This is a genomic window from Streptomyces sp. NPDC012466 (assembly GCF_042955215.1).
Taxonomy (GTDB): domain Bacteria; phylum Actinomycetota; class Actinomycetes; order Streptomycetales; family Streptomycetaceae; genus Streptomyces.
This window is the reverse complement of sequence record NZ_JBIBEQ010000004.1, coordinates 194,046-213,051: the sequence shown is the minus strand read 5'-3', so window position 1 is coordinate 213,051 and position 19,006 is coordinate 194,046. Positions and strand designations below refer to the sequence as shown.

General features: G+C 69.0%; 19 protein-coding genes. 2 read left to right on the top strand and 17 right to left on the bottom strand.

Going from position 1 to position 19,006, the window contains the following annotated elements; all coding sequences use genetic code 11:
• Nucleotides 1-60 precede the first annotated feature (60 nt).
• Nucleotides 61-1,677: a protein kinase gene (locus tag ACFY9E_RS16865; protein ID WP_390984205.1), complete on the bottom strand. Its 1,617-nt coding sequence runs from the start codon at nucleotides 1,675-1,677 to the stop codon at nucleotides 61-63.
• 238 nt (nucleotides 1,678-1,915) lie between these two features.
• Between ACFY9E_RS16865 and ACFY9E_RS16860 the strand changes: the two genes are divergently transcribed.
• Nucleotides 1,916-2,362 (top strand): hypothetical protein, encoded by a 447-nt coding sequence (locus ACFY9E_RS16860; protein WP_390984203.1) that lies wholly within the window; start codon nucleotides 1,916-1,918, stop codon nucleotides 2,360-2,362.
• Here ACFY9E_RS16860 and ACFY9E_RS16855 read toward each other — a convergent pair.
• Complete coding sequence (locus ACFY9E_RS16855; protein WP_390984200.1) at nucleotides 2,355-2,990, bottom strand: DUF6461 domain-containing protein; 636 nt, start codon at nucleotides 2,988-2,990, stop codon at nucleotides 2,355-2,357. The two genes, ACFY9E_RS16860 and ACFY9E_RS16855, sit on opposite strands and share 8 nt — an antisense overlap.
• Nucleotides 2,991-3,148: 158 nt before the next feature.
• On the opposite strand from ACFY9E_RS16855, the gene ACFY9E_RS16850 reads away from it, so the two are divergent.
• Nucleotides 3,149-3,874 (top strand): dienelactone hydrolase family protein, encoded by a 726-nt coding sequence (locus ACFY9E_RS16850; protein WP_390984197.1) that lies wholly within the window; start codon nucleotides 3,149-3,151, stop codon nucleotides 3,872-3,874.
• An 89-nt stretch (nucleotides 3,875-3,963) separates the two neighbouring features.
• Here the strand turns inward: ACFY9E_RS16850 and ACFY9E_RS16845 are convergent, their stop codons facing one another.
• From ACFY9E_RS16845 to ACFY9E_RS16775, 15 genes are all read right to left on the bottom strand, one after another.
• The gene (locus tag ACFY9E_RS16845) at nucleotides 3,964-4,950 is read right to left on the bottom strand and encodes a DUF4872 domain-containing protein (RefSeq protein ID WP_390984195.1); all 987 of its coding nucleotides are present in this window, start codon (nucleotides 4,948-4,950) and stop codon (nucleotides 3,964-3,966) included.
• 90 nt (nucleotides 4,951-5,040) lie between these two features.
• The gene (locus ACFY9E_RS16840) at nucleotides 5,041-6,819 is read right to left on the bottom strand and encodes a carbamoyltransferase C-terminal domain-containing protein (RefSeq protein WP_390984193.1); all 1,779 of its coding nucleotides are present in this window, start codon (nucleotides 6,817-6,819) and stop codon (nucleotides 5,041-5,043) included.
• 14 nt (nucleotides 6,820-6,833) lie between these two features.
• Nucleotides 6,834-7,229, bottom strand: coding sequence for a pentapeptide repeat-containing protein (locus ACFY9E_RS16835; RefSeq protein WP_390984191.1), 396 nt, complete (start codon nucleotides 7,227-7,229; stop codon nucleotides 6,834-6,836).
• 15 nt (nucleotides 7,230-7,244) lie between these two features.
• Nucleotides 7,245-8,282, bottom strand: a complete 1,038-nt coding sequence (locus tag ACFY9E_RS16830; RefSeq protein WP_390984189.1) for a DUF4872 domain-containing protein — start codon at nucleotides 8,280-8,282, stop codon at nucleotides 7,245-7,247.
• A 4-nt stretch (nucleotides 8,283-8,286) separates the two neighbouring features.
• Nucleotides 8,287-9,039, bottom strand: a complete 753-nt coding sequence (locus ACFY9E_RS16825) for a DNA alkylation repair protein (protein ID WP_390984186.1) — start codon at nucleotides 9,037-9,039, stop codon at nucleotides 8,287-8,289.
• Nucleotides 9,036-10,535, bottom strand: a complete 1,500-nt coding sequence (locus tag ACFY9E_RS16820; RefSeq protein ID WP_390984184.1) for a radical SAM protein — start codon at nucleotides 10,533-10,535, stop codon at nucleotides 9,036-9,038. The genes ACFY9E_RS16825 and ACFY9E_RS16820 overlap by 4 nt, the downstream gene beginning before the upstream one ends.
• Nucleotides 10,536-10,550: 15 nt before the next feature.
• Entirely contained in the window at nucleotides 10,551-11,384 is an 834-nt protein-coding gene (locus ACFY9E_RS16815) for a nitrilase-related carbon-nitrogen hydrolase (protein ID WP_390984181.1), read from the bottom strand.
• The gene (locus ACFY9E_RS16810) at nucleotides 11,384-12,088 is read right to left on the bottom strand and encodes a methyltransferase domain-containing protein (RefSeq protein WP_390984179.1); all 705 of its coding nucleotides are present in this window, start codon (nucleotides 12,086-12,088) and stop codon (nucleotides 11,384-11,386) included. The genes ACFY9E_RS16815 and ACFY9E_RS16810 overlap by 1 nt, the downstream gene beginning before the upstream one ends.
• Nucleotides 12,078-13,457, bottom strand: coding sequence for a radical SAM protein (locus ACFY9E_RS16805; RefSeq protein ID WP_390984177.1), 1,380 nt, complete (start codon nucleotides 13,455-13,457; stop codon nucleotides 12,078-12,080). Before ACFY9E_RS16805 ends, ACFY9E_RS16810 begins: the two co-directional genes overlap by 11 nt.
• Nucleotides 13,454-14,428, bottom strand: a complete 975-nt coding sequence (locus tag ACFY9E_RS16800) for an ATP-binding cassette domain-containing protein (protein WP_390984174.1) — start codon at nucleotides 14,426-14,428, stop codon at nucleotides 13,454-13,456. Before ACFY9E_RS16800 ends, ACFY9E_RS16805 begins: the two co-directional genes overlap by 4 nt.
• Complete coding sequence (locus ACFY9E_RS16795; protein ID WP_390984171.1) at nucleotides 14,421-15,197, bottom strand: ABC transporter permease; 777 nt, start codon at nucleotides 15,195-15,197, stop codon at nucleotides 14,421-14,423. Before ACFY9E_RS16795 ends, ACFY9E_RS16800 begins: the two co-directional genes overlap by 8 nt.
• On the bottom strand, nucleotides 15,197-16,048 hold the full coding sequence (locus ACFY9E_RS16790; protein WP_390984168.1) for a nitrilase-related carbon-nitrogen hydrolase: 852 nt from the start codon (nucleotides 16,046-16,048) through the stop codon (nucleotides 15,197-15,199). Before ACFY9E_RS16790 ends, ACFY9E_RS16795 begins: the two co-directional genes overlap by 1 nt.
• On the bottom strand, nucleotides 16,045-17,226 hold the full coding sequence (gene mfnA, locus ACFY9E_RS16785) for a tyrosine decarboxylase MfnA (RefSeq protein WP_390984165.1): 1,182 nt from the start codon (nucleotides 17,224-17,226) through the stop codon (nucleotides 16,045-16,047). Before mfnA ends, ACFY9E_RS16790 begins: the two co-directional genes overlap by 4 nt.
• A gap of 1 nt (nucleotide 17,227) precedes the next feature.
• Nucleotides 17,228-18,016, bottom strand: coding sequence for a nitrilase-related carbon-nitrogen hydrolase (locus ACFY9E_RS16780; protein WP_390984162.1), 789 nt, complete (start codon nucleotides 18,014-18,016; stop codon nucleotides 17,228-17,230).
• Nucleotides 18,013-18,951 (bottom strand): nitrilase-related carbon-nitrogen hydrolase, encoded by a 939-nt coding sequence (locus ACFY9E_RS16775; protein WP_390984159.1) that lies wholly within the window; start codon nucleotides 18,949-18,951, stop codon nucleotides 18,013-18,015. The genes ACFY9E_RS16780 and ACFY9E_RS16775 overlap by 4 nt, the downstream gene beginning before the upstream one ends.
• Between the last annotated feature and the right edge of the window lie 55 nt (nucleotides 18,952-19,006).

The window sequence follows — 19,006 nt, the reverse complement described above, 5'->3', positions numbered from 1 at the left end:
GGCCGGCGACGGCGTCATCGGCGTCCCGGCTCCCGCATGCCGCCTGGGCGCTTCCTGCCGCTACTTGGCGTGTGCCGGCTTCTTTCCTTTCTGGTCCTTTCGCGCCAGACCCGGCGGTTGGTCGGCGCCCTTTGCTTCGCCTTGCGCGGCTGTGTCGGGCGCGGTCTGCTCAAAGGTGCCGGGGGTCCGGGCGGGGTGTGTGGCGGGCCTTGGGCCGCCGGAGGGCGGACGAGCGTTGCGCGTGGAGGGGGAATCCTTCAGCGGCTGAGCGGAGACGGAGGGGCTGCGCGAGGGCGGGGTAGCCGATGCGGAGGGCGTCTCGTCGTCGTGAACGGCGGTGTCCGGGAGCGTGGAAGGGGCCACCGGATCAGAGGCGGACGGGGCGGCTTCGCCTGTGGCGTCGCGGTGCGAGAAGCCGTCGGTGACCACCAGACCGGCGGCGATGAGGGCGGCCAGTGCGGCCGCCGCCCCACGCGTTCGGATGCGGCTGCGGATGGGGGCGGACCGTGGCACCCCCTCGGCTTTCTCGGCGGGCGACGAGCTCCGGTGTGTCCTGTCGGCGTGCTCCGCGACGGCGGGAGGTACGGCGCTGAGAACGGGCCGGGCCACGGATGCGGAAGGGTGCGCCGTGCTCGTTTCGGCGAGACCGGTCAGGGCTTGGGCGCAGTCGCGCGCCATGGGGCGATCTTGTTCTTCCAGGCTGGTCATGTCCCGTAGGAGGGTGGCGAAGCCGTCGGGCAGGAAGTCCGGGAGGACGGGCCGGCGATGGAGGCGCGCTATCGCGGCCTCCAGAGGGCCGCCGTCGTATTCGAGCCGGCCGGTGACGCTTTCGAGGAGGACCAGGCCGAGGGCGTAGATGTCGGCGGGTCGGCCGACGGGCCGGCCAAGCACCTGTTCCGGGGAGAGATAAGCCGCCGTCCCGGTCAGGGTGCCGGTAGCGGTGCGGGTGGTCGCGTCCAGCAGCCGGGAGATACCGAAGTCCGTCAGATGAGGATGGCCGGAGGAGTCCAGGATGATGTTGGACGGTTTCACGTCCCGGTGGACGATGCCCACCTCATGGGCGTGCGCCAGAGCGTCGGCCAATGCCGCCCCGAGCGCAGCCGCGGCTTCGCACGACAGGGGGCCCTCGGCGATGCGGCTCTTCAGGGTCTGCCCGTCGATCAGCTGCATGACCAGGAAGGCGTCACCGTCGTGCTGTCCGGCGTCGAAGGCGGTCACCAGTCCCGGATGCTGCAACCGGGCCAGGATCACGGCCTCGCTGCGGAAGGCCTCCTCCGTGTCGAAGCCGGTACCGGCGCGGAACACCTTCACAGCGACCGGCCGCCGCAGCCGCAGGTCGAGACCGCGGTACACGTCAGCGGCGCCACCCGAACCGATCAGCGCATCCAGACGGTAGCGGCCCGCCAGAATCCGCGCACAGCCTCGAAAAGCCCGGGCCTCCCTCGCCTCGCGCAATCCCACCTCGATCTCCCCACTCCGCACACTCGCACCGCTCGGACGCCCGTCGTCGACGAGCCGCCGCACGCAGGTACCCATCCATCCGCTTCTTGCACACAGTCGTGGTGCCGTCCCGCGCAAGCGCCCCGATGGCCGCTGCCAGGATCTGCGCCGGGTGCGCCTCCATGACGTGCGGCGGCGGTGCGTGCACGCCGGCGAAGCGGCGCGCACCGTCGTCACTCCACCAGGAGTCAGGTGCCGTACCGCAGGGGGTGACAGGCCTGGTACTGGCTTCCCGCGGTCAGACCGGGCCCTGGGGTTGGGGGGCGTCCGTTGTCAGCCGTGAGGCAGGGCGCGGCGCGCTGCGGGGTCTGCCGGTGTGAGCCGGGCCGCTGGACGGGGCTTCCCATTCGGACGGTCGTGGTCCCGGCGTCGGGTCGTCGCAGCGGTCCTCGCCGCTGTCGTCGCGGGCGCACGCGTGACGGGCCTGCTGCTCCTGCTCTCCCCGCAGGGCGGTCCGAGTACGACGCCCGCGCAGGACGCCGCAGCCGGAGCAAGCCCGGGCGGCAGTGCGGGGCTCCTCGTCCACAACGTCGAGAAGGCATGCCAGGAGCCCCGCACGCACAGATGCGCACTGTCGCTGGCATACAACCCGTACCGGCCCTACACCACCACCAACGCCGCCGGCCGCGTCTGGCACCGCGACCTCCTTCAAGCCCGCTGCACCATCGCCAACGGCGTCACCGTCACCGACGAGAACCACAAACACACCAGCATCTGGATCCAGGTCACGCACGACGGGCAGCGCCTCTGGCTTCCCGGGACCCGCGTCCGCCCCGATCACCTGACCCAACTCACCACGGTTCTGCCCGCCTGCGCCCCAGTGGCCCAGCGCCCAGCGTGTCCCACCAGGGGCCTCAGGTGAACGCCGCTGCCGGAAGCTCCGCCTCCGTCTCCTCGAAGGGGAGGTGGATGCCGAGCTCACCCTCCAGGAACCGCAGGAACGCCACATCGCCCGGCTCGTCACCGCCGTGCACGAAGCCGAGCGCCACCTCGGCGAGGGCACCGTTCGTCAGGTGCGGCAGGCCGGGCTCGAAGGACGTCACCACATCCCCGAGGCGGGCATGGCCGACGGTGCTGAACCCCTTGGCGTTGCGATGCACGGAGAACGCCCGCCCTCGCTCGGACAGTGCTGCGAGGTACGTGCTCGTCCGGGAGCAGAACTCCTCCAGCGCATACGCCCAGCCCGCCACCGAGCCCGCTCGGACGATGGTGCCCGGCGGGGCGGGCAGAAAGCCGGCGCTTGTCAGCCGGGCAACCGCGGCTTCGTCTTCCCAGTCCAGGAAGTCGAGGTCAGTGATGGGGTCCGCCTCATCCCTCAACAACAGTTCGTGGGCCGCGTCGCGGCTGAGCGGGACGATATGGCGCTCCTCGGCGCCGACGCGACACAGCAGTTCGTACGGCGAGAGACCCTCGCCGAGTGTGAGCGTGAAGCCGATGCTGTAGGCGTCCGCCATCCACCGCAGCCCGTTTTCCGTAGGTTCCCGGTTCATCAAGCCCCTCCCCGCACGGCGGCGCGCGATGACGGGCGCGCCCCTGTCAACAACTCGACGCGCAGCAATATCACGTCATGCGAAGACACACCCGTCGCTGCTCTGCCAACGGCAGAACACTGGTCCCACCCGGTCCGACGATCACTATCGTCCCCCTCATGACGACGACGACAACGCGCGCGGTGGAGTATCCGGCCGACGGCCTAACCATGATCGGGCACCTCGCTGTCCCTGCCGGTGCCGCACGCCGGCCCGCGGTGCTGATCGGACCGGAAGGCCCTGGCCTCAGCGACGTTGAGCGCCGCCGGGCCGACGCGCTCGCCGAACTGGGGTACGTCGCGCTGGCCTTCGATCTCCACGGCGGGCGCTATCTGGGCGACCCCGGAGAGATGCTGGCCCGTTGCATGCCCTTGCTCGCCGACCCCGACCGGATGCGGGGCATCGGCCACGCGGCGCTCGACGTGGTGCGCGCCGAACCGCGGGCCGACCCCGACCGAATCGCCGTCGTCGGCTACGGCACGGGAGGCGCGATCGGGTTGGAACTCGGACGCGACGGCGTCGACCTGCGGGCGATCGGGACGGTCAACGGGCTGATCACCGGCCGGCCCGGCGAGGCGGCGCGCATTCGCTGCCCGGTGTGGGCCGGGGTCGGGTCGGAAGACCCGATCATGGCGCCCGCGCAACGCGAGGCGTTCACCGCCGAGATGCAGGCGGCCGGCGTCGACTGGCGCCTCGTGGTCTACGGCGGCGCCTTGCACGCCTTCCACCACCCACCGGTCGACCATGTCGTGCTCCCCGGCGTCGGGTACCACCCACGACATGCCCAGCGGGCTTGGCGCGACGTCGTCGACCTGCTCGCCGAGTGCGTGCCCGTGACGGAGTGATCGCTACGCGGCGGGCTGATCCGTGTCCACGTCGACGGACCTGCCGCAGCGGTTCGGGCCCTGGCAGCGGCTTCCGGCAGCGCCCGGGATCAGCTCGACAGTTCCATGAGGCGGTGCATCAGGCGCTGCTCCTTCTCGGCGGTCTCGTGCACGATTTTCGACGCGCTGTGGAGGGATTCCCGTGACGACGCGACTCCCGCCTCGTGCAGAAGCCCGGCCACCTCGGTCCATTTCTTCGACACTTCGCGGTACGACCCCGAAACCTCCTGGTATGCGCCGATCCCGGTGATCTCGGCGGTCTCCGCCAGGAAGTCCGCCCACATCATGCGGAACAGGCCCCCGCCGGTTCCCGCGTCCTCCATGATCGTGCAGATCTCGGGAAGGCTGTCTGCGGGCGATTCGAGGTCGTCGAGCCACTGCGGCATCAGGTCGGCGACTTTGTGCATGCCTTTGTAACCGAAATTCGAGATCGGCGGGTTCAGAAAATTCTCCGCCGCCGTCCTGATGCCCTTGCGGGCCGCTTCCCCCAGATCAGGGAGCCCGCCCTTCGGGAGATCGAGGGTGAAGGCACGGTTACGTGAACTCATCGGGCCGCGAGCGTTTCGTGCGGTCGTGAGGGATTCGCCGGTGGCCCATTGCAGGCCGAGCGGTCGCGTTTCGACCAGAGCAAAGCGGTCGTCGTCGTGCCCGACACAGGCGACATAGTGGGCCGCGAACCGGAAATCGTCGGTGGAGTAGTCGAGGAAGTAGCGGTCGAGCTTGAGACCGACAACGGTTCCGGAATCAAGCTCGGCCAGCAGATGTTCCCTCGCCCGCTTCGCCGACGACGTCTCGTGAACGGACAGCCGCAAGTTCAGCGCGTTCGCGAGGTTCTCGGACAGCGTGTCGGGCTTGATCCGGCCACCGACGAACGGCGTCGGCATCTGCTTCGTCCGCCAGTAGATGAACGACAAGCCACCGGCGAGCCCGAAGATGAGCGGCTCCGACAACTCCACCTCTCGCTGCCGCAGCAAATTCACGAGAGTGGTCGACTCGCAATGGTTACCGACGTACGGATCCGCCTCTAATAGCGACACTTGGCCTCGTCTCCCTTCCGTCGCGTAGAGCGTAGCGCAACCCCCTGAAGTGCGATTGCGGACGCCCCCATCAGGGAGGCGTTCACTCGCTCAGATTCGCGAAACCAGGAAGTTTCCGAGGAACAGATGATCCATCTCCGTCTTGAGGAAGCAGGACAGGGCATCCACGGGCGAGCAGACGATGGGTTCGCCGGCGACATTGAACGAGGTGTTGATCAAGCAAGGAATCCCGGTCAGCTCGGTGAACTCACGCAGCAGCCGGGCGAGCAGGGGATTGCTCTGCTCGGTGACCGTCTGGATCCGCGAGGTGCCGTCGACGTGGCAGGCGCCCTGGATCATGTCCTGGTACTCGGGGCGCACCGGAACCACGAAGGTCATGTAGGGCGAGGACTTCTTCTTGCCGAGCTCGAACACGTCGGGCGCGAGATGCTCCAGGACCACGGGGGCGAAGGGCCGGAACTGCTCGCGGTGCTTGATGCGTTCATTGATGATGTCCTTGATGTCGGGGAACTTCGGATTGGCCAGGATGCTGCGGTTGCCCAGCGCGCGCGGTCCGTACTCCATACGCCCCTGGAACCACCCGATGACGCATCGCTCCCGCATCAGGGTCGCCGCCTCCCGCGGCACGTCCGCAGGGGCCAGTTCCCGCCACACGACCTGGTCGGCGTACTGCTGGAGGGCCGCCTGGAGCTCCTGGCCGTCATAGCTCGGGCCCAGGTACGGCGACGTGCTGATCCGGGGCGGCGTGCCGGCCTGTCCGCTGGCGAACAGAGCCGCCCCGATCGCCACCCCGACGTCGCTGGCGCCGAAGCTGACATCCATCGAGGTGAAGCGTGAACGCTCCAGCAGCTTGCTGTTGTTGACGCAGTTCAGGGCGAGTCCGCCCTCGAAGATCACGCGGGGGAGGTCGCTCCGGGCTTCGAGCGTCCGGATCTGGCCGGCGGTCACCGTTTCGAGCATGTGCTGTGCGGCACTGGCCACGCGTACGCGGTAGTCGAACTCCTCTCGGCCCTCGGCGTCTCCGCCGAAGATCCGATCGAAGAGTTCGTAGTAGGCGGGTACCGCGTTCGCCGGATAGGGAATCCTGTAGGTGCCGTCGGGGCACCTCTCGACCACGTGCGTGAGGAACGGGTTCGGCTCGGGCGGCGCGCCATAGCCGGCCAGGCCCATCACCTTGTACTCGTCGTTGTTCGGGACGAATCCGAGGTATCGCGTCACCACGGAGAAGAGCATCGCCAGCGAGTTCCGCGAGTCGATGGTCATGTCGTCGAAGATCTTCACCTCGCCGTCGCGCACCTCGCCCATGATCGACGACAGCCATTCGGCGCGACCGTCGCTGACGAGGAATGCCGCGTCCTGGCCGCCCGACAGGTGATACCCCGTCATCAGATGCGCCATGTGGTGCGGGACCCGGACCAGTTTCTCCGGGTTCAGCCTGTGTCCCGTGTGTTCGAGGAAGTCGGCTTCGGTCGCGGCCTGGCTGAACATCGCCTCATGCGTCTCCGCCAGGCGCTGCAAGCGCGCGAACTTCTGCTCGACGGACGCCGCCGGATCTTCGGTGATCTCGGCGATCATCTTGTTCACCACGTCCTGGGAGAACTGCCAGGAGAAGGCGAAGGTATCGACGTCGTCGAAGGATATCCCGGCCGATTCCAGGCACCAGCGCATGGCGTGGACCGGGAAGCTCGACGTCTTCTTCTCCCGGTTGAGCCGTTCTTCCTCCACGGCGGCGACCAGCTTCCCGTCGATGACGAGGGCGGCGGACGAGTCATGGCCGTACAGCAGGTGGCGGTCGATGCCGGTGGCGCGAAAGAGGCGTCCGAAGATTTCCGCGGACCTGCCGAATCCGTTGTAGCCCAGAACGATCATGAGAGCTCCTTTCGCTATGGCCAGATCGTGAGGTAGTCCGAGATCACAGCAGTCCGCCGGAAGCCCGGGTCGAGCACCGCGCCGGTCAGATCGGCACCGCTGAGGTCCGCGCCCTCCAGGTTCGCGCCCACGAGGCGGCAGCCGTTCAGCTCGGCCAGGATGAGATACGCCTCGCACAGATCGGCGCCTTCGAGATTCGCGCCCCTCAGGTCCGCGGAGATCAGGTAGGACTCGGTCAGCACGGCGTCAGTGAAGTCCGCGTCGGCGAGCTCGGCGCCCTGCAGATCGGCGCCGTGCAGCACAGCCTTGCGCAGGTCGGGCCGGAAGGGGCCCCGCGCCCGGCGCCGGCGGGCGTGCTCGTTCCAGCGTGCGGGACCCTGGAGCAGTACGGTCTCGTCCTCGGTGGGCATGTCTCGACCTCGCGTCTACAGAGGGGTGAGCGCGGTGAGCGCCCGTTTCTCGACGTCCATCGCGGACCGCGCCGTGTCCGCCACGGCGTCCACGAGCGTTGTGAGATCGTCGCGGGCGGTGCCGGTCCCCGCTGTCAGCAGTGCGGATCCCAGGTTCGACCACAGCCGCCCGCTGTCGAGGAACCGCTCGGCCGCCTCGGCGTAGCGCGCCTCGCCGGTGCTGTCGGCGACCCGCGTCAGGTAGCGGCCGAGCATCGGACGGAACAGCCCGCCGCCGGTGCCGAAGGACTCGATCTGCCGCCCCAGGTGCAGCAGTTGACGCGCCAGTGCGTCGGTCCGCACCACGTTGCCCTTCAGGTCCACGTCCTCGACTTCACCGTGCTTGGACCGCGGCCATGACGCCGCCGTGGTGGCCAGCAGCTTCATCCCGGGGATGCCGAGGTTCCTGCTGCCCGGCTTGAGGACCTCGCGGCACAGGGTGCGCACGGCCACCGGGCCGACGCGGTCCAGGTGCGGAGTGCGCCGGGGCGCGCCGAAGACGTACACCTTCCAGTCCGGGTTCAGCGGTGGCGAGTTGCGGCTGGACCGGGCCGCCTGGAGCTCGGCCGCGCTGACGGAGACGGGTTCGTCGAACGCCGGGTCCGACACTTCGAACGCATCGGCCCCCAGGGGGCGGACCACGTTGACGAAGTACCCGCCGAAGGAGGAGCGCCCTTCCAGACCCCAGTACGGAAGCAGGCCGAGGTCCACCCGGGTCATGACGGCCGGCGCCGACTCCAGCAGTCTGGTCAGGCCGGCCCCGGACTTCGGCGTGTGCGTGGCCACCTCGACGCCCATCAGCCGTGACGCCCGAAGCGGCATGATCGCCTGCTTGCCGACGACGATGTCCGGCGCGTTGCCGTTCGCCGGGAAGAACGAGAAGCCGAAACCTCCGTCCAGGCCGAACACGATCTCCTCGTCCACGTCGTAACCGTCGGCCGCGAGAACGGCGCATTGGCAGGCGGACTCACAGTGGAAGCCCCGCCGGTGGGCGTAGCGGCCGGTCGCGTTCATCGCGTCACCCCTGTCCCCGTTCCATCAAGGACCGTCGAAGCCGCGGGTCCATCTTCTCCACCGCGTACCGGAACGTGTCGCGGGGCATGTCGGCGTGCCAGGTGCGCAGGAACTCGGCCACCTCGTCGGGATGGGCCTCGGCGGTGACCTTGAGCAGCCAACCGGAGCCCTTCTGCACGTAGGCGTCGTCGTCGTGCATCAGCCGGACGCAGTTGTCGAAGACGTGCGACAGCGGCAGTTCGAAGACCGTCCGGCCCACCTTGCGCCGGACGAACTTCACGACTGCCACGTTCGCGGCACGTCTGGCCCACGGCGAGGACGAGGCGACCCAGTCCCGCGTTCGCGGGATCAGCTCCAGGTGCCCGACGAAGAACGGGTACAGCAGCTTCAGGCACATGTCGTCGCACTGCGCCCAGTTGGACACGTACGTCTCCAGCCAGTGCTCGCAGCGGTCCAGCAGTTCGCCACCGAGCCCGGACCGGGCGACCTTGTGCAGGACCGCGAAGCCCAGCAGCACCTCCTCGTGGTACGAGGCGCGCGCCAGCACCTCCTCCGCCAGGAGCAGCCGCGTCGCCGCGGGGGTGTCGCGCCGCTCGCGGAAGTAGTCGGTGGCGATCTCGACGACCGCGGCGTTGCCGACCCCGAGGGCCCGGATCTCGTGCGGGAAGTACCGCTGCATACGCAGCGCGAAGTCCGGATCGGCCCGGGCCGCGAGCGTCTTCGACAGCTCGTCGGCGGCGGCTGGAACATTGATCACTGGGTGCCGATCGTGAGTGTGAGCGGCTGGGTCGGCAGCGGTTTCGGTGCGCGTTCCAGCCGGGGCTTGCCTTGCATGACGTACTCGTACTCCTGTTGCATGTCGGCCACGGCCTGGATGGTGTCCCTCGAACGGTCCGTCAGGTTCTGCCCGCCCAGGCCCCACCACAGGTACCAGTTCTTGTGGCTGAGGTAGGCGTCGCGGACGAAGTCGAGCGTGTCCCGGTCGGCGAGGATGGCCGGCTCCACGTAGAAGGCGGGGACGAACGTGCCCTGGCCCTCCCGCAGGATCCCGGCCTTGACGGCCTGGCGCTGGAGCTTGGTGCCGCTGAGGATCCGGATGCCGAGGTTGGCGTAGATCTGGGCCGGGTTCAGGAACCGTTCGGTGAAGCGGATCGACTCCCTCAGTGCCTGCGGGGTCTCGCCCGGTCCGCCGAGGAAGATGCAGTGGGTGTGCTCGATCGGGCTGGCCGTGAAGAGGCGGTCGATCTCCAGGACCCGGGCCATGTCGAAGCCCTTCATCAGGTCCGCCAGGGCCTCGTCGGTGAGCGCGTCGGTGCCGAGGTCCACCCGGATGCAGCCGGCCGCGTGCAGCAGCTTCACGAACTCCGGCGAGACGGCGTTCGGCGTCAGCTGGCAGTACCAGGGCACGTCGAGCTTGGCGCGGATCATCTCCTCGCACACCTCGGCCGCGTACTCCATCGGGTAGTTGAAGGTCGCGTCGACGATCTCGAACTCCCGCACGGCCGGGTTCTCCGCCATCGCCCGCTGGATCTCGCCGACGACCTCGGCCGGGTCCTTGAACCGGTCGCCCTTGCCTTCGGTCTTGCGGATGATGCAGTAGGAGCAGAACAGCTTGCAGCCCCGCTTGGTCTGCAGGGTCTCGATGGCCGGCTGGTGATCGCGGGTGAGGTCGGAGGCCGCCGAGACGCCCTCCTCGAAGTAGCGGGGGTCGTAGACGGACCGGTCGGGCTCCAGCGCGCCCAGGTCGAACGCCGAACTCGACTGGTTCTGGCGGAACTTGCCGTTCTCGTCGAGGTAGCAGAGTCCCGAGATCGACTCCAGGCGCCCGCCGGACTCCAGGTAGTCCATCAGCTGGACGATGCCGGCCTCGCCCTCACCCGCGATGCCGTAGTCCGGCTGGGCGTACTCGAAGAACGACAGCGGCTCGACCGAGAAGCCGGATCCGCCGAGGACGACCTTGGCGCTGGTGTACTTGCGCACGCACTGGACGATCTTCTCGGTCATCGGGCCGAAGAAGACCGGGTCGATGAACGTCAGGTTGTCCAGGTTGCGCACGGCGACGCCGACCACGTCGTACGTCTTCGCGGTCAGTTTCTCCCGGACCGCCTTGAGCTCCCGGGACTCCCAGAGCAGGTCCAGGACGTCGACCTGGTGCCCGGCATGCTTGAGCGCGGCGCTGATGTAGGCCATGCCGATGGGCAGCGCCGGCCGCGGTACCCGGATCTTGTTGGTGGAGATGAGCAGTACACGCATGGGCCTTCACTCTCGTCAGGACTGCCAGTACGTCGCCGGCTGCAGGTCGCCGCTCAGGGTGGCCTTGGTGCGGTAGCGGCGCATGCGGTCCAGGTCGACCTCGACGACGCCGACGCCCGGCTCCTTGCCGAGGTCCACCATCCGTTCGTCACCGTCGACGAAGTCGAATCGCTCGGCTTCGAGGAACAGCGGGTCCGCCAGGATCTGGCTGCGCCCCATGTAGCCGAATCCCGCGTACAGGTTGGTGCCGATCCCGGAGGCGAACGCGATGATGCATTCGGCGTCCACCGCCCTGACCGGCAGACGCATGTTCGCCACGTACGCGAACATCTCGGGCACCAGCGCGGAGCACACGATGACGTCGACTCCACGGCGGCAGTACTCCCGCGCGACCTCCGGGAAGTTGATGTCGTAGCCCTGCATCAGGCCGATGCGCCCGAACCCGACGTCGAAGACCGGGTACTCCGATCCCCCGGAGAGGTAGCGGGCCTCCAGTTCGTGGCAGTGCACGCGCCGGTAGTGGCCGAGGAGGGTCCCCTCCGGGCCGCACAGAACCGAGGTGCTGTAGTACTCGCCGTCGTCGCCGCGCTCCAGCAGACCGGCCACGATGTGCACGCCGGCCCGCTTCGCCCGCTCGCACAGGAAGTCGGTCTCCGGCCCCGGGACGGGCACCGACACGTCCGCGACCTCGAGGATGTTGCCGGAGGTGGAGAACGCCTCGGGCAGGCAGATCAGCTCCGCCCCCTGCTCGACGGCCTCGTGGATGTAGTGCTCGGCACGCCGCAGGTTCTGGGCCGGCTTGCCGAGCTTCGACTCCATCTGGACGACGGCGATCTTCGTCCCGGGCATCACGGGCTCACCGGTTCGAGGGGACGCGAGGAGATCACCAGGCCGAGGTCCTCCTCCACAACCTGCCAGTCCGCCAGGCCCGCCTCCCGGAGCAGCTCGGCCGCCTCGTCCCGGGTGTAGGCGGCCTGCAACGAGCGCATGAACTCGTCGCCGCCCTCCTTCACGAACTGCAGGATGAAGGTGATGTGCCCCTCCTCGGCGTGCCGGTTCATGTCCTCGATGATCACGACGCCGTCGGGCTTGCAGATGCGGGCGCACTCCTTCAGCGTCTCGACCGGCCTGCGCCAGCGGTGCAGCGAGGAGAACGAGAACACGATGTCCGCGGAGTCGTCCGGGAAGGGCAGCCGGTTCAGCTTGGCCATCTCGAACTCCACGTCGCCGGCGCTGTTGGCCCACACGGCCAGCGTCAGGTTGTCCTCGGCGACGTCGACGAGGTTCTGGTTCTCCTCCACCCCGGACACGGCCAGGTCCGGCAGTCGGCCGGCCACGTGGAGGGACAGCAGGCCGGTGTTGAAGCCGACCTCGACGAGGTCGGTCATCCCGTCGCGGACGTGGGCCAGGATGCGGTCGCTCGGCCGCTTGTACGCCATCAGCGCGGAGCGGCGCATGCCGAGGTCGTAGAAGCGCACCTTGTCGATGTCGTCGTGCGGCGATGCCTGCGGCACGCGCTCGCTCAGGTTCAGCAGTCGGGTCTCAGTGGTCACAGCCGGCCTCCTCGTCCTTCGGCCGCGAGGTGATCTGCAGGGGAATCGGCCGGCTGGAGATGAAGTTGGAGATGTCCGCTCCCAGGTGCTGCGGGTAGCGCCGGTACTCCGGCGAGTAGAACGCCTTGGAGATGTTGTCCAGGTAGTACCAGCCCTTCGGGCCGGTCACCTCGATGCCGTTCTCGTCGGCGGTGACGAGTTCCTTCTCGATCAGGTCGTCGATCTCGGCGCGGAACATCTCCATGAAGTCGACGCCGTGGATCCGGCGGAACCGCTCCCGGTTGACCCGCCCGGCCTTGACGCCCAGGACCATCGAGCGCCGGATCGCCTCCGCCTTGGTGATGTGCTTGCCCATGGAGATCGGCAGCCGGCCCTCCATCACCGTCTGGATGTAGCGGCCGATGTCGGGCTCGTTGAAGTACCAGTGGTCGCGCAGGTGTCCGGTCGCGGTGGGGCCGAGGGGGATGATGGGGATGTCCTCGCTCCAGGACGTCTCGCCGTACTTCGGCTGATAGCCGGGCTTGGCGAAGCAGTCGCCGTAGTAGCCCAGGAAGCCGTTCTCGGACAGCTTCTCGGCGGCGAACAGGAACATGTCGTCGACCACGGCCTTCTCCGGGACCGGCGGCAGTTTCCTGCGCTTGGTGGAGATCTGCGCGAACTCCATGTACGTGTAGAACGAGATGCAGGTGACGCCGAGTTCGATGGCGACGTCGAGGCTGTGCTCCCAGCTCTCCATCGTCTGCCCGTTGATGCCGTGCATCAGGTCGATGTTGATGTTCTCGAAGCCGCACCGGCGCAGCAGCCGGATGCTCTCCTTGAGCATCTCCGGGTCGTTCGGGCGGCCGATGTTCTTCAGTTCCTCCGGCACGAAGGTCTGCACGCCGAGGCTGATGCGCCGTATCCCGCGGTCCAGCAGGACGGTTGCCTTGCGTTCGGTGATGTCGACCGGGGTGGTCTCGATGGAGAAGTCCGCGCCCTCCTCGACGTTCAGGCTGCTGAACATGTGGCCCAGCAGGTCGTCGAGCTGGGGGGCGGTCAGCGCGGTCGGGGTGCCGCCGCCGATGTAGCCGAGGGTGATGACGTGGTCCTGGATGTAGGGCCGCTCGGCGTAGTTGGTGATCTCCGTCTTCAGCGCTTCCAGGTAGGTGCGGGTCAGGTCCCGGTCGGTCTGGTGCTTGATGTACGGGCAGCTGAAGCAGAGCCGGTTGCAGAACGGGATGTGGACGTAGACGCCCATGGGCTTGCGGGCGAACACCTCCTCCTCGTTCACCGGCACGTGCTTCGTCGGGTACTGCCGCACCCACTCGCTGTCGCGTTCCGGGTACTCCTTCCAGAACGGCATGCTGGTGGTCGTGGTCGTGATGCTCATGCGATGTCCTCCGGTTCGACTCGGTCGACGATGGAACGGACGACGTCCGCCAGAGTGGGCTGGAAGTAGGACGCGGAGCGCAGGGCGAGGCCGGCGGCGTGGGCCCGGGCGACCACCTCGGCCAGAGTGCCTTGGTGGTCGCCGTCGGCCAGGTCGAGCCGCACGCCCTGATCGACGGTGCGGACGGAACGGACCAGGCCGCTGGTCTCCGCCTCCTGTCCGGCCCAGGAGTGCAGCCGCGTCAGGTGCGCCTCGGTGAAGGCCTCGATGATCAGGCTGGAGCGCTCGCCCCACCGGGTGACGGCGTCGAGCGAGGCGTCCTTGATCTGCCGCCCCTGGTGGAGCACCACGACGGAGTCGGCCAGCGCGACCAGTTCGTCGCGGTGATGGCTGGCGAACAGCACGCCGACGCCGTCCTTCTTCAGGCTGCCCAGCATCTCCAGCAGCGTCTCGCGCGCCGTCGGGTCCAGGCCCGTGGTCGGCTCGTCGAGGATCAGCAGGTCGGGCCGGTGCGCCACGGCGCAGATGACGTGCAGTTTGCGCTGGCTGCCGCCGGAGAGACTGCGCACGTACTGGTGGCGGTACTGCTCCAGTTCGGCCAGGGCGATCAGCTCCTCGTACCGGCCGGGGTCGGCCCGCCGGAGCTTGAGCTGGTGCTTGACGTAGGTCTCCACGCTGACGCCGTCCGGGAGGTCCTTGGTCTGCTGGACGTACCCGATGTGGCGGCCGACCTGGCCCCAGCGGCGGGGCGGGGTGCCGCAGATGCGCACCTCGCCGCCGGAGGGGCGCAGCAGGCCGGCGACGAGCCGGATCAGCGTGGTCTTGCCGGCGCCGTTGGTGCCGATGATGGCCACGCCCTCGCCGGCGTGCACGGAGAAGGTGAGGGAGCGCAGGGCGAAGTCGGGGCTCACCCGGTGGTCGAGCCGGGAGACCGACAGGACCGGCGCTGCGGTGCTCGTGCTGTCAGCCATGGCCGATCCTCCTGCGGAAGGCCCACGCGGCGATGGAGAGGGCCAGGAACGAGTAGGCCACCGCCAGCACCGACGCCCCGGTGGCCGTGACGTCCGGCGAGGTGGCGGCGCGGAACATGTCGACGTGCACAGCGAGGGGGAGCTTGTCGAAGACGTCGCCCAGCGTGCCGAGGTTGTCGAGGGGGAAGAAGATCCCGGCGAAGTACATGAGCGGGATGACGATGATGTTCACCACCGCCGGGAAGGAGATCTCGTTGGTGTAGGTGGCGATGAGGATCCCGAGCCCGGCGAAGGCCGTGCACGCGGTGAAGAAGCCCAGTGTGAACATCGGCAGCGACTCGATCCGGGCGTCGAAGACCCCGACGCCGAGCAGGAGCACCAGCACGAACTGGAACAGGCACTTGAGCACCACGCCGACGATCCGGGCGAGCAGGAACCCCGAGTACGACAGGGGCGAGAGGATGAGGTCCTCGATGGTGCGGCGGTTGCGGTCGATGATGACCGTGTAGCCGACGGTGTAGGTGCAGCTGAACATGATGCCGGCGCCGATGATGCCGGGGAAGACGAAACCGAAGTAGCTGGCGGCCGTCGGCGCCGGGCTCACCATCTGGTCGGTCGCCGCCCCGAAGGCGAGCACCATCGACACCGACGTCAGCAGGGTCGAGACCGCGAACAGGCGGTTGTCGAAGAACTGCCGCATGTCCATGACGACAAGGCCGAGTACGTCGCCGAGCCAGCCGGACTCCGGCTGCATACGCGTTGCCCTCATCAGGCGCGCCCTCCGTGGATCGTGGTCCAGGTCGAGCGCAGGTCCTCGTGGAACGGCAGCCCGGCACGGACCTTCCGCCGCTGCCGCCAGTGCAGGTCCGCATCGATGACCGCTTCCTGGCTGCCCGGGGCGGCCTCGGCGAGGACGTCCGCGTCCGGGTCCTGCCGGGCGTCCTGCACCAGACCGTCGACGATCATGCTGCGGCCGACGTAGGTCATGTTCGCGAAGCGGTTCTCGCCCACGCCGCTGGCGAACACCAGCGCGCACTCGTTGTCGGCGGCCCGGGCCCGGCACAGGGAGCGCACAGGGTGCGAGAACGGCCCGAAGAGGTTCGCCACGCAGACGACGAGGTCGGCGTCCTGGGCGAGGTACTGCCGGCTCGCCTCGGGGAACCGCAGGTCATAGCTCACTTGCAGGCCGATCCGCCCGACGGGCGTGTCGATCACCTCGCCGGGTGAGCCGGTGGAGATGTACTCGGACTCGCCCGCCCACACGCAGGCGCGGTGGTACCAGCCGAGCGGGTCGCCGCCGGGACCGACGAGCACGGCGGCGTCGAAGACGTCCCGCCCGGCCGACAGCAGGACGCCCGCGGCGATGTGCATGCCGAGGGTGCGGGCCTGCTCGGCGAGGAACTCGACGACCGGGCCGTCCTCGGCGGTCGCGTCGGTGCGCAGGGTCGGGAAGTTGAGGCCGGTGGCGAACGTCGCCGGCAGGCACGCCAGATCGGCCTCGCGTTCTCGTGCGGTGGACAGCAGCTTGGCGGCTCGCGCCAGGTTCTCGTCCCGCTGCCCGGGCTCGATCCGCATCTGCAGGGCGGCGAGCCGGGTTCGCGGGCCACGGAAGAGGCTCATCCCGGCGCCACCTCGGCAGCGACGTCCTTGCACGCCCGCTCCAGCTCCGGAAGGAACTCGTCCACCATCTCGGGTGTCACATGGCGGGTGACGACCAGCCGCAGGGTTTCGCCGAACCGCTTGGAGGTGGAGACGATCCAGCCCCTCGTTTCCAGCAGCTGCGAGATCCGCACCGCGTGCGGCATCCTGACCACCACGATGTTCAGCTGCGGTGCGGCGAACAACTCGTGCCCGGCCGCACGCAACCCGTCCACCAGGTACTTCGTCACCTCGTAGTTGGTCCGGGTGAGGTCGAGGAAGCCGTCACGCCCCAGGTGCTCCAGCACCGCGTAGGTCGACACCGCGGCGGCGCCCGGACGGGTGCCGAGCAGGGTGTTGTGCACCGGCGTGTCGATGAAGAACGAGTCGACCGCGAAGCGTCCGGCGTCCTGTGCGCCCCGGAACAGGACCGCTCCGGCCGGGACGTTGGCCAGTCCGTACTTGTGCGGGTCGATGGTGATCGAGTCGACGCCGTCGACGGTGAAGTCGAACTGGGGCAGGTCGTGGCCGAGTGCGCGCGCGAAGGGGATGATGAAGCCACCGGTGGCCGCGTCCACGTGCAGGTGCACGCCCCGTCCGGCCACCACCGGTCCGATCTCGTCGACCGCGTCGACCACGCCGAACTCGCTGCTGCCCGCGGTCGCGACGACCGCGACGGTGTGCTCGCCGATGCGCCGGGCCACCTCACCGGCCGGCAACCGCAGGGACTCGTCGACCGGCACGACGACCGGGGTCAGCCCCAGCAGGCCGAAGACCTTGGTGAAGGAGAAGTGCACGGTGCTGCTGACGACGACTTCGGGCCGGTCGGTCAGCCGCCCCCGGGCGCGCGCCGACTCGCGGGCCACCAGCATCGCGATCAGGTTCGCCTCGGTCCCCCCGGACACCAGGCTCCCCGACCCGCCGGGGTTGGCGAGCAGATCGAGCAGCAGCTCGACGACCTTGCGCTCGATCCGCTTGGTGCCGCGGAAGATGCGCACGTCGCCGAGGTTGGTGTGCGCCGCCGCGGCCGCCATCTCCACACCCAGCGGATGCGGTTCGGTGCAGATGGAATTGAGCACCCGGTTCCACGGCACGTCGTCTGCCAGCTCCGTCGCGATCCGTCGTCGGACGTCGGAGGCGGGAGCGCCGGCATCACGCATCTCACACCACCCGTGCCGTGAGGTCCGTGTACAGCTCCGTCCGGCGGGCCCACAGCCCGAACCACAGGGTCTGCTGGAAGCGCAGGTCGGGTTCGCGCAGATGCCGGATCCGCTCGACGTCCCAGGGCGCCTCGATGACACCCTCGCCGGTGCCCGCCTCGGCGACGAACCCCTCGGGCACGGCCACGGCACTGCCCCCACCGCAGCGTTCGCTCAGCGAACCGGCGAAGGCGACCGCGACGGTGTTGAGCGTCGCGATGCCCCAGACCGCGGCGCGCTGCGCGGCCTGCTGCGCGCCGTCCAGGGACCCGGCGACCAGCAGGAGTTCCGCGCCGGCAAGGCATTCGATGCGCGGTGGTTCGACCAGCCAGAAGTCGGGGCCGAGCAGAACCCCGACGTGGCCGAACGGCGTCTCGACGACGGGGAAGTCGTCGCCGGTGCCGGTCGTCCCGTCGGCGAGGACGGGACGCTCCACCCGGGCAGCCTCCGAGCCGTTCGGGTCCAGCAGCCTGGCCACCTGCACCAGTTCGCCGCCCGGCCGTTCCTCCGCCCACGAGCCGGTGAGCACGTAGGTACCGCGGGTCCGTGCCAGTGTCGTCAGGCGGCCCAGGCACCGCTCACGCAGCCGCGGCGACAGCGCCTGGGCGTCGCCGCCCGTGGTGAACGCGTTCTCGGGCAGGACGACGAACAACGCCTCGTCGGTCACCCGGCTGTCGAGGCCGTCGAGCACGGCGTCGGCCGTCGCCTCGGCGGTGGCCCGGCGGGCGTGTTGCGCTACGAAGATGGTCACGAACGAGTCCCCTCATGTGCACTGGTGGCGGCGACGGGCCGGCCACGGTCCGGGCCACCGCCCCCGGTGAGGCTCGCCCGCAGTTCGGCCGCGAGATCCCGGTCGGCTCCGGCGTACGGGGTGAGCAGCGCCTGATAGGCGTCGGGCCTGCGGAGCCGCTGCCAGCGGCGGCCGTCGCCCTCCACGGGCTCGTCGAGGTCGACGACGAGTGTCTCCGGTTCGTCGCTGCCGGCCTGCGCGATCACGCCCTCCGGGCGGGCGACCAGGCTGGTGCCGGCGAAGTGGATCTCCACGAGCCGGTCCCCGCGTTTTCCGCGGACGACGCCGACCGAACTCGCGTAGACGATGTTGACGTCGTTCAGGTACGCCGCCGTGCGCAACGCGTTCACCATCAGCGGCTGGTTCTGCCCCAGCGTCCCGCCCGGCACGAAGATCGTTCGCGCGCCAGCCAGCGCCAGCAGCCGGACGACCTCCGGGATCCAGAAGTCCGAGCACACGGCGATGCCGATCTGCCCGAACTCGGTGGACAGGACGCCGAGCGAGTCCGCCTGACGGCACACCACCATCTCGTTGCCGAAGGCGTGTGCCTTGACGGCGCGCCCGGTGATGACGCCCTGCCGGCCGATCAGCAGGGACGTGTTCCGGTACATGCCGTCCTGCATGTCCTCGACGAGCGAACCCAGCAGGATGTGCGTGCCGAGCTTGCGGGCCAGGGACTGGAAGCCGTCGACGACCGGCCCCGGGATGGGGGTGTCGGTCCGCCCCCTCAGGCCGTCCTGCCCCGGCATGTACCACGGCGGGCCGAGCAGGAACTCGGGAAAGCACACCAGGTCGACGTCGCCGGCGCCGCAGGCGTCCTCGATCGCCTGGTAGGCGTTGCGCAGGCCGTCCTCGTGATCGTCGACCCATCGGGTCTGTACTACCGCTACCCTCATACGTCTTGTCTCCTCGGGATGCCACCGGTGGATCGGCCGCGGCGGCTGCGCGCCA

What these genes read in the sequence shown, in the direction of transcription:
- ACFY9E_RS16855 (WP_390984200.1), bottom strand. Translation starts at nt 2,990, where the DNA reads ATGAACCGGGAACCTACGGAAAACGGGCTGCGGTGGATGGCGGACGCC.
- ACFY9E_RS16850 (WP_390984197.1), top strand. Translation starts at nt 3,149, where the DNA reads ATGACGACGACGACAACGCGCGCGGTGGAGTATCCGGCCGACGGCCTA.
- ACFY9E_RS16840 (WP_390984193.1), bottom strand. Translation starts at nt 6,819, where the DNA reads ATGATCGTTCTGGGCTACAACGGATTCGGCAGGTCCGCGGAAATCTTC.
- ACFY9E_RS16835 (WP_390984191.1), bottom strand. Translation starts at nt 7,229, where the DNA reads ATGCCCACCGAGGACGAGACCGTACTGCTCCAGGGTCCCGCACGCTGG.
- ACFY9E_RS16830 (WP_390984189.1), bottom strand. Translation starts at nt 8,282, where the DNA reads ATGAACGCGACCGGCCGCTACGCCCACCGGCGGGGCTTCCACTGTGAG.
- ACFY9E_RS16820 (WP_390984184.1), bottom strand. Translation starts at nt 10,535, where the DNA reads ATGCGTGTACTGCTCATCTCCACCAACAAGATCCGGGTACCGCGGCCG.
- ACFY9E_RS16815 (WP_390984181.1), bottom strand. Translation starts at nt 11,384, where the DNA reads ATGCCCGGGACGAAGATCGCCGTCGTCCAGATGGAGTCGAAGCTCGGC.
- ACFY9E_RS16805 (WP_390984177.1), bottom strand. Translation starts at nt 13,457, where the DNA reads ATGAGCATCACGACCACGACCACCAGCATGCCGTTCTGGAAGGAGTAC.
- ACFY9E_RS16800 (WP_390984174.1), bottom strand. Translation starts at nt 14,428, where the DNA reads ATGGCTGACAGCACGAGCACCGCAGCGCCGGTCCTGTCGGTCTCCCGG.
- ACFY9E_RS16795 (WP_390984171.1), bottom strand. Translation starts at nt 15,197, where the DNA reads ATGAGGGCAACGCGTATGCAGCCGGAGTCCGGCTGGCTCGGCGACGTA.
- ACFY9E_RS16790 (WP_390984168.1), bottom strand. Translation starts at nt 16,048, where the DNA reads ATGAGCCTCTTCCGTGGCCCGCGAACCCGGCTCGCCGCCCTGCAGATG.
- mfnA (WP_390984165.1), bottom strand. Translation starts at nt 17,226, where the DNA reads ATGCGTGATGCCGGCGCTCCCGCCTCCGACGTCCGACGACGGATCGCG.
- ACFY9E_RS16775 (WP_390984159.1), bottom strand. Translation starts at nt 18,951, where the DNA reads ATGAGGGTAGCGGTAGTACAGACCCGATGGGTCGACGATCACGAGGAC.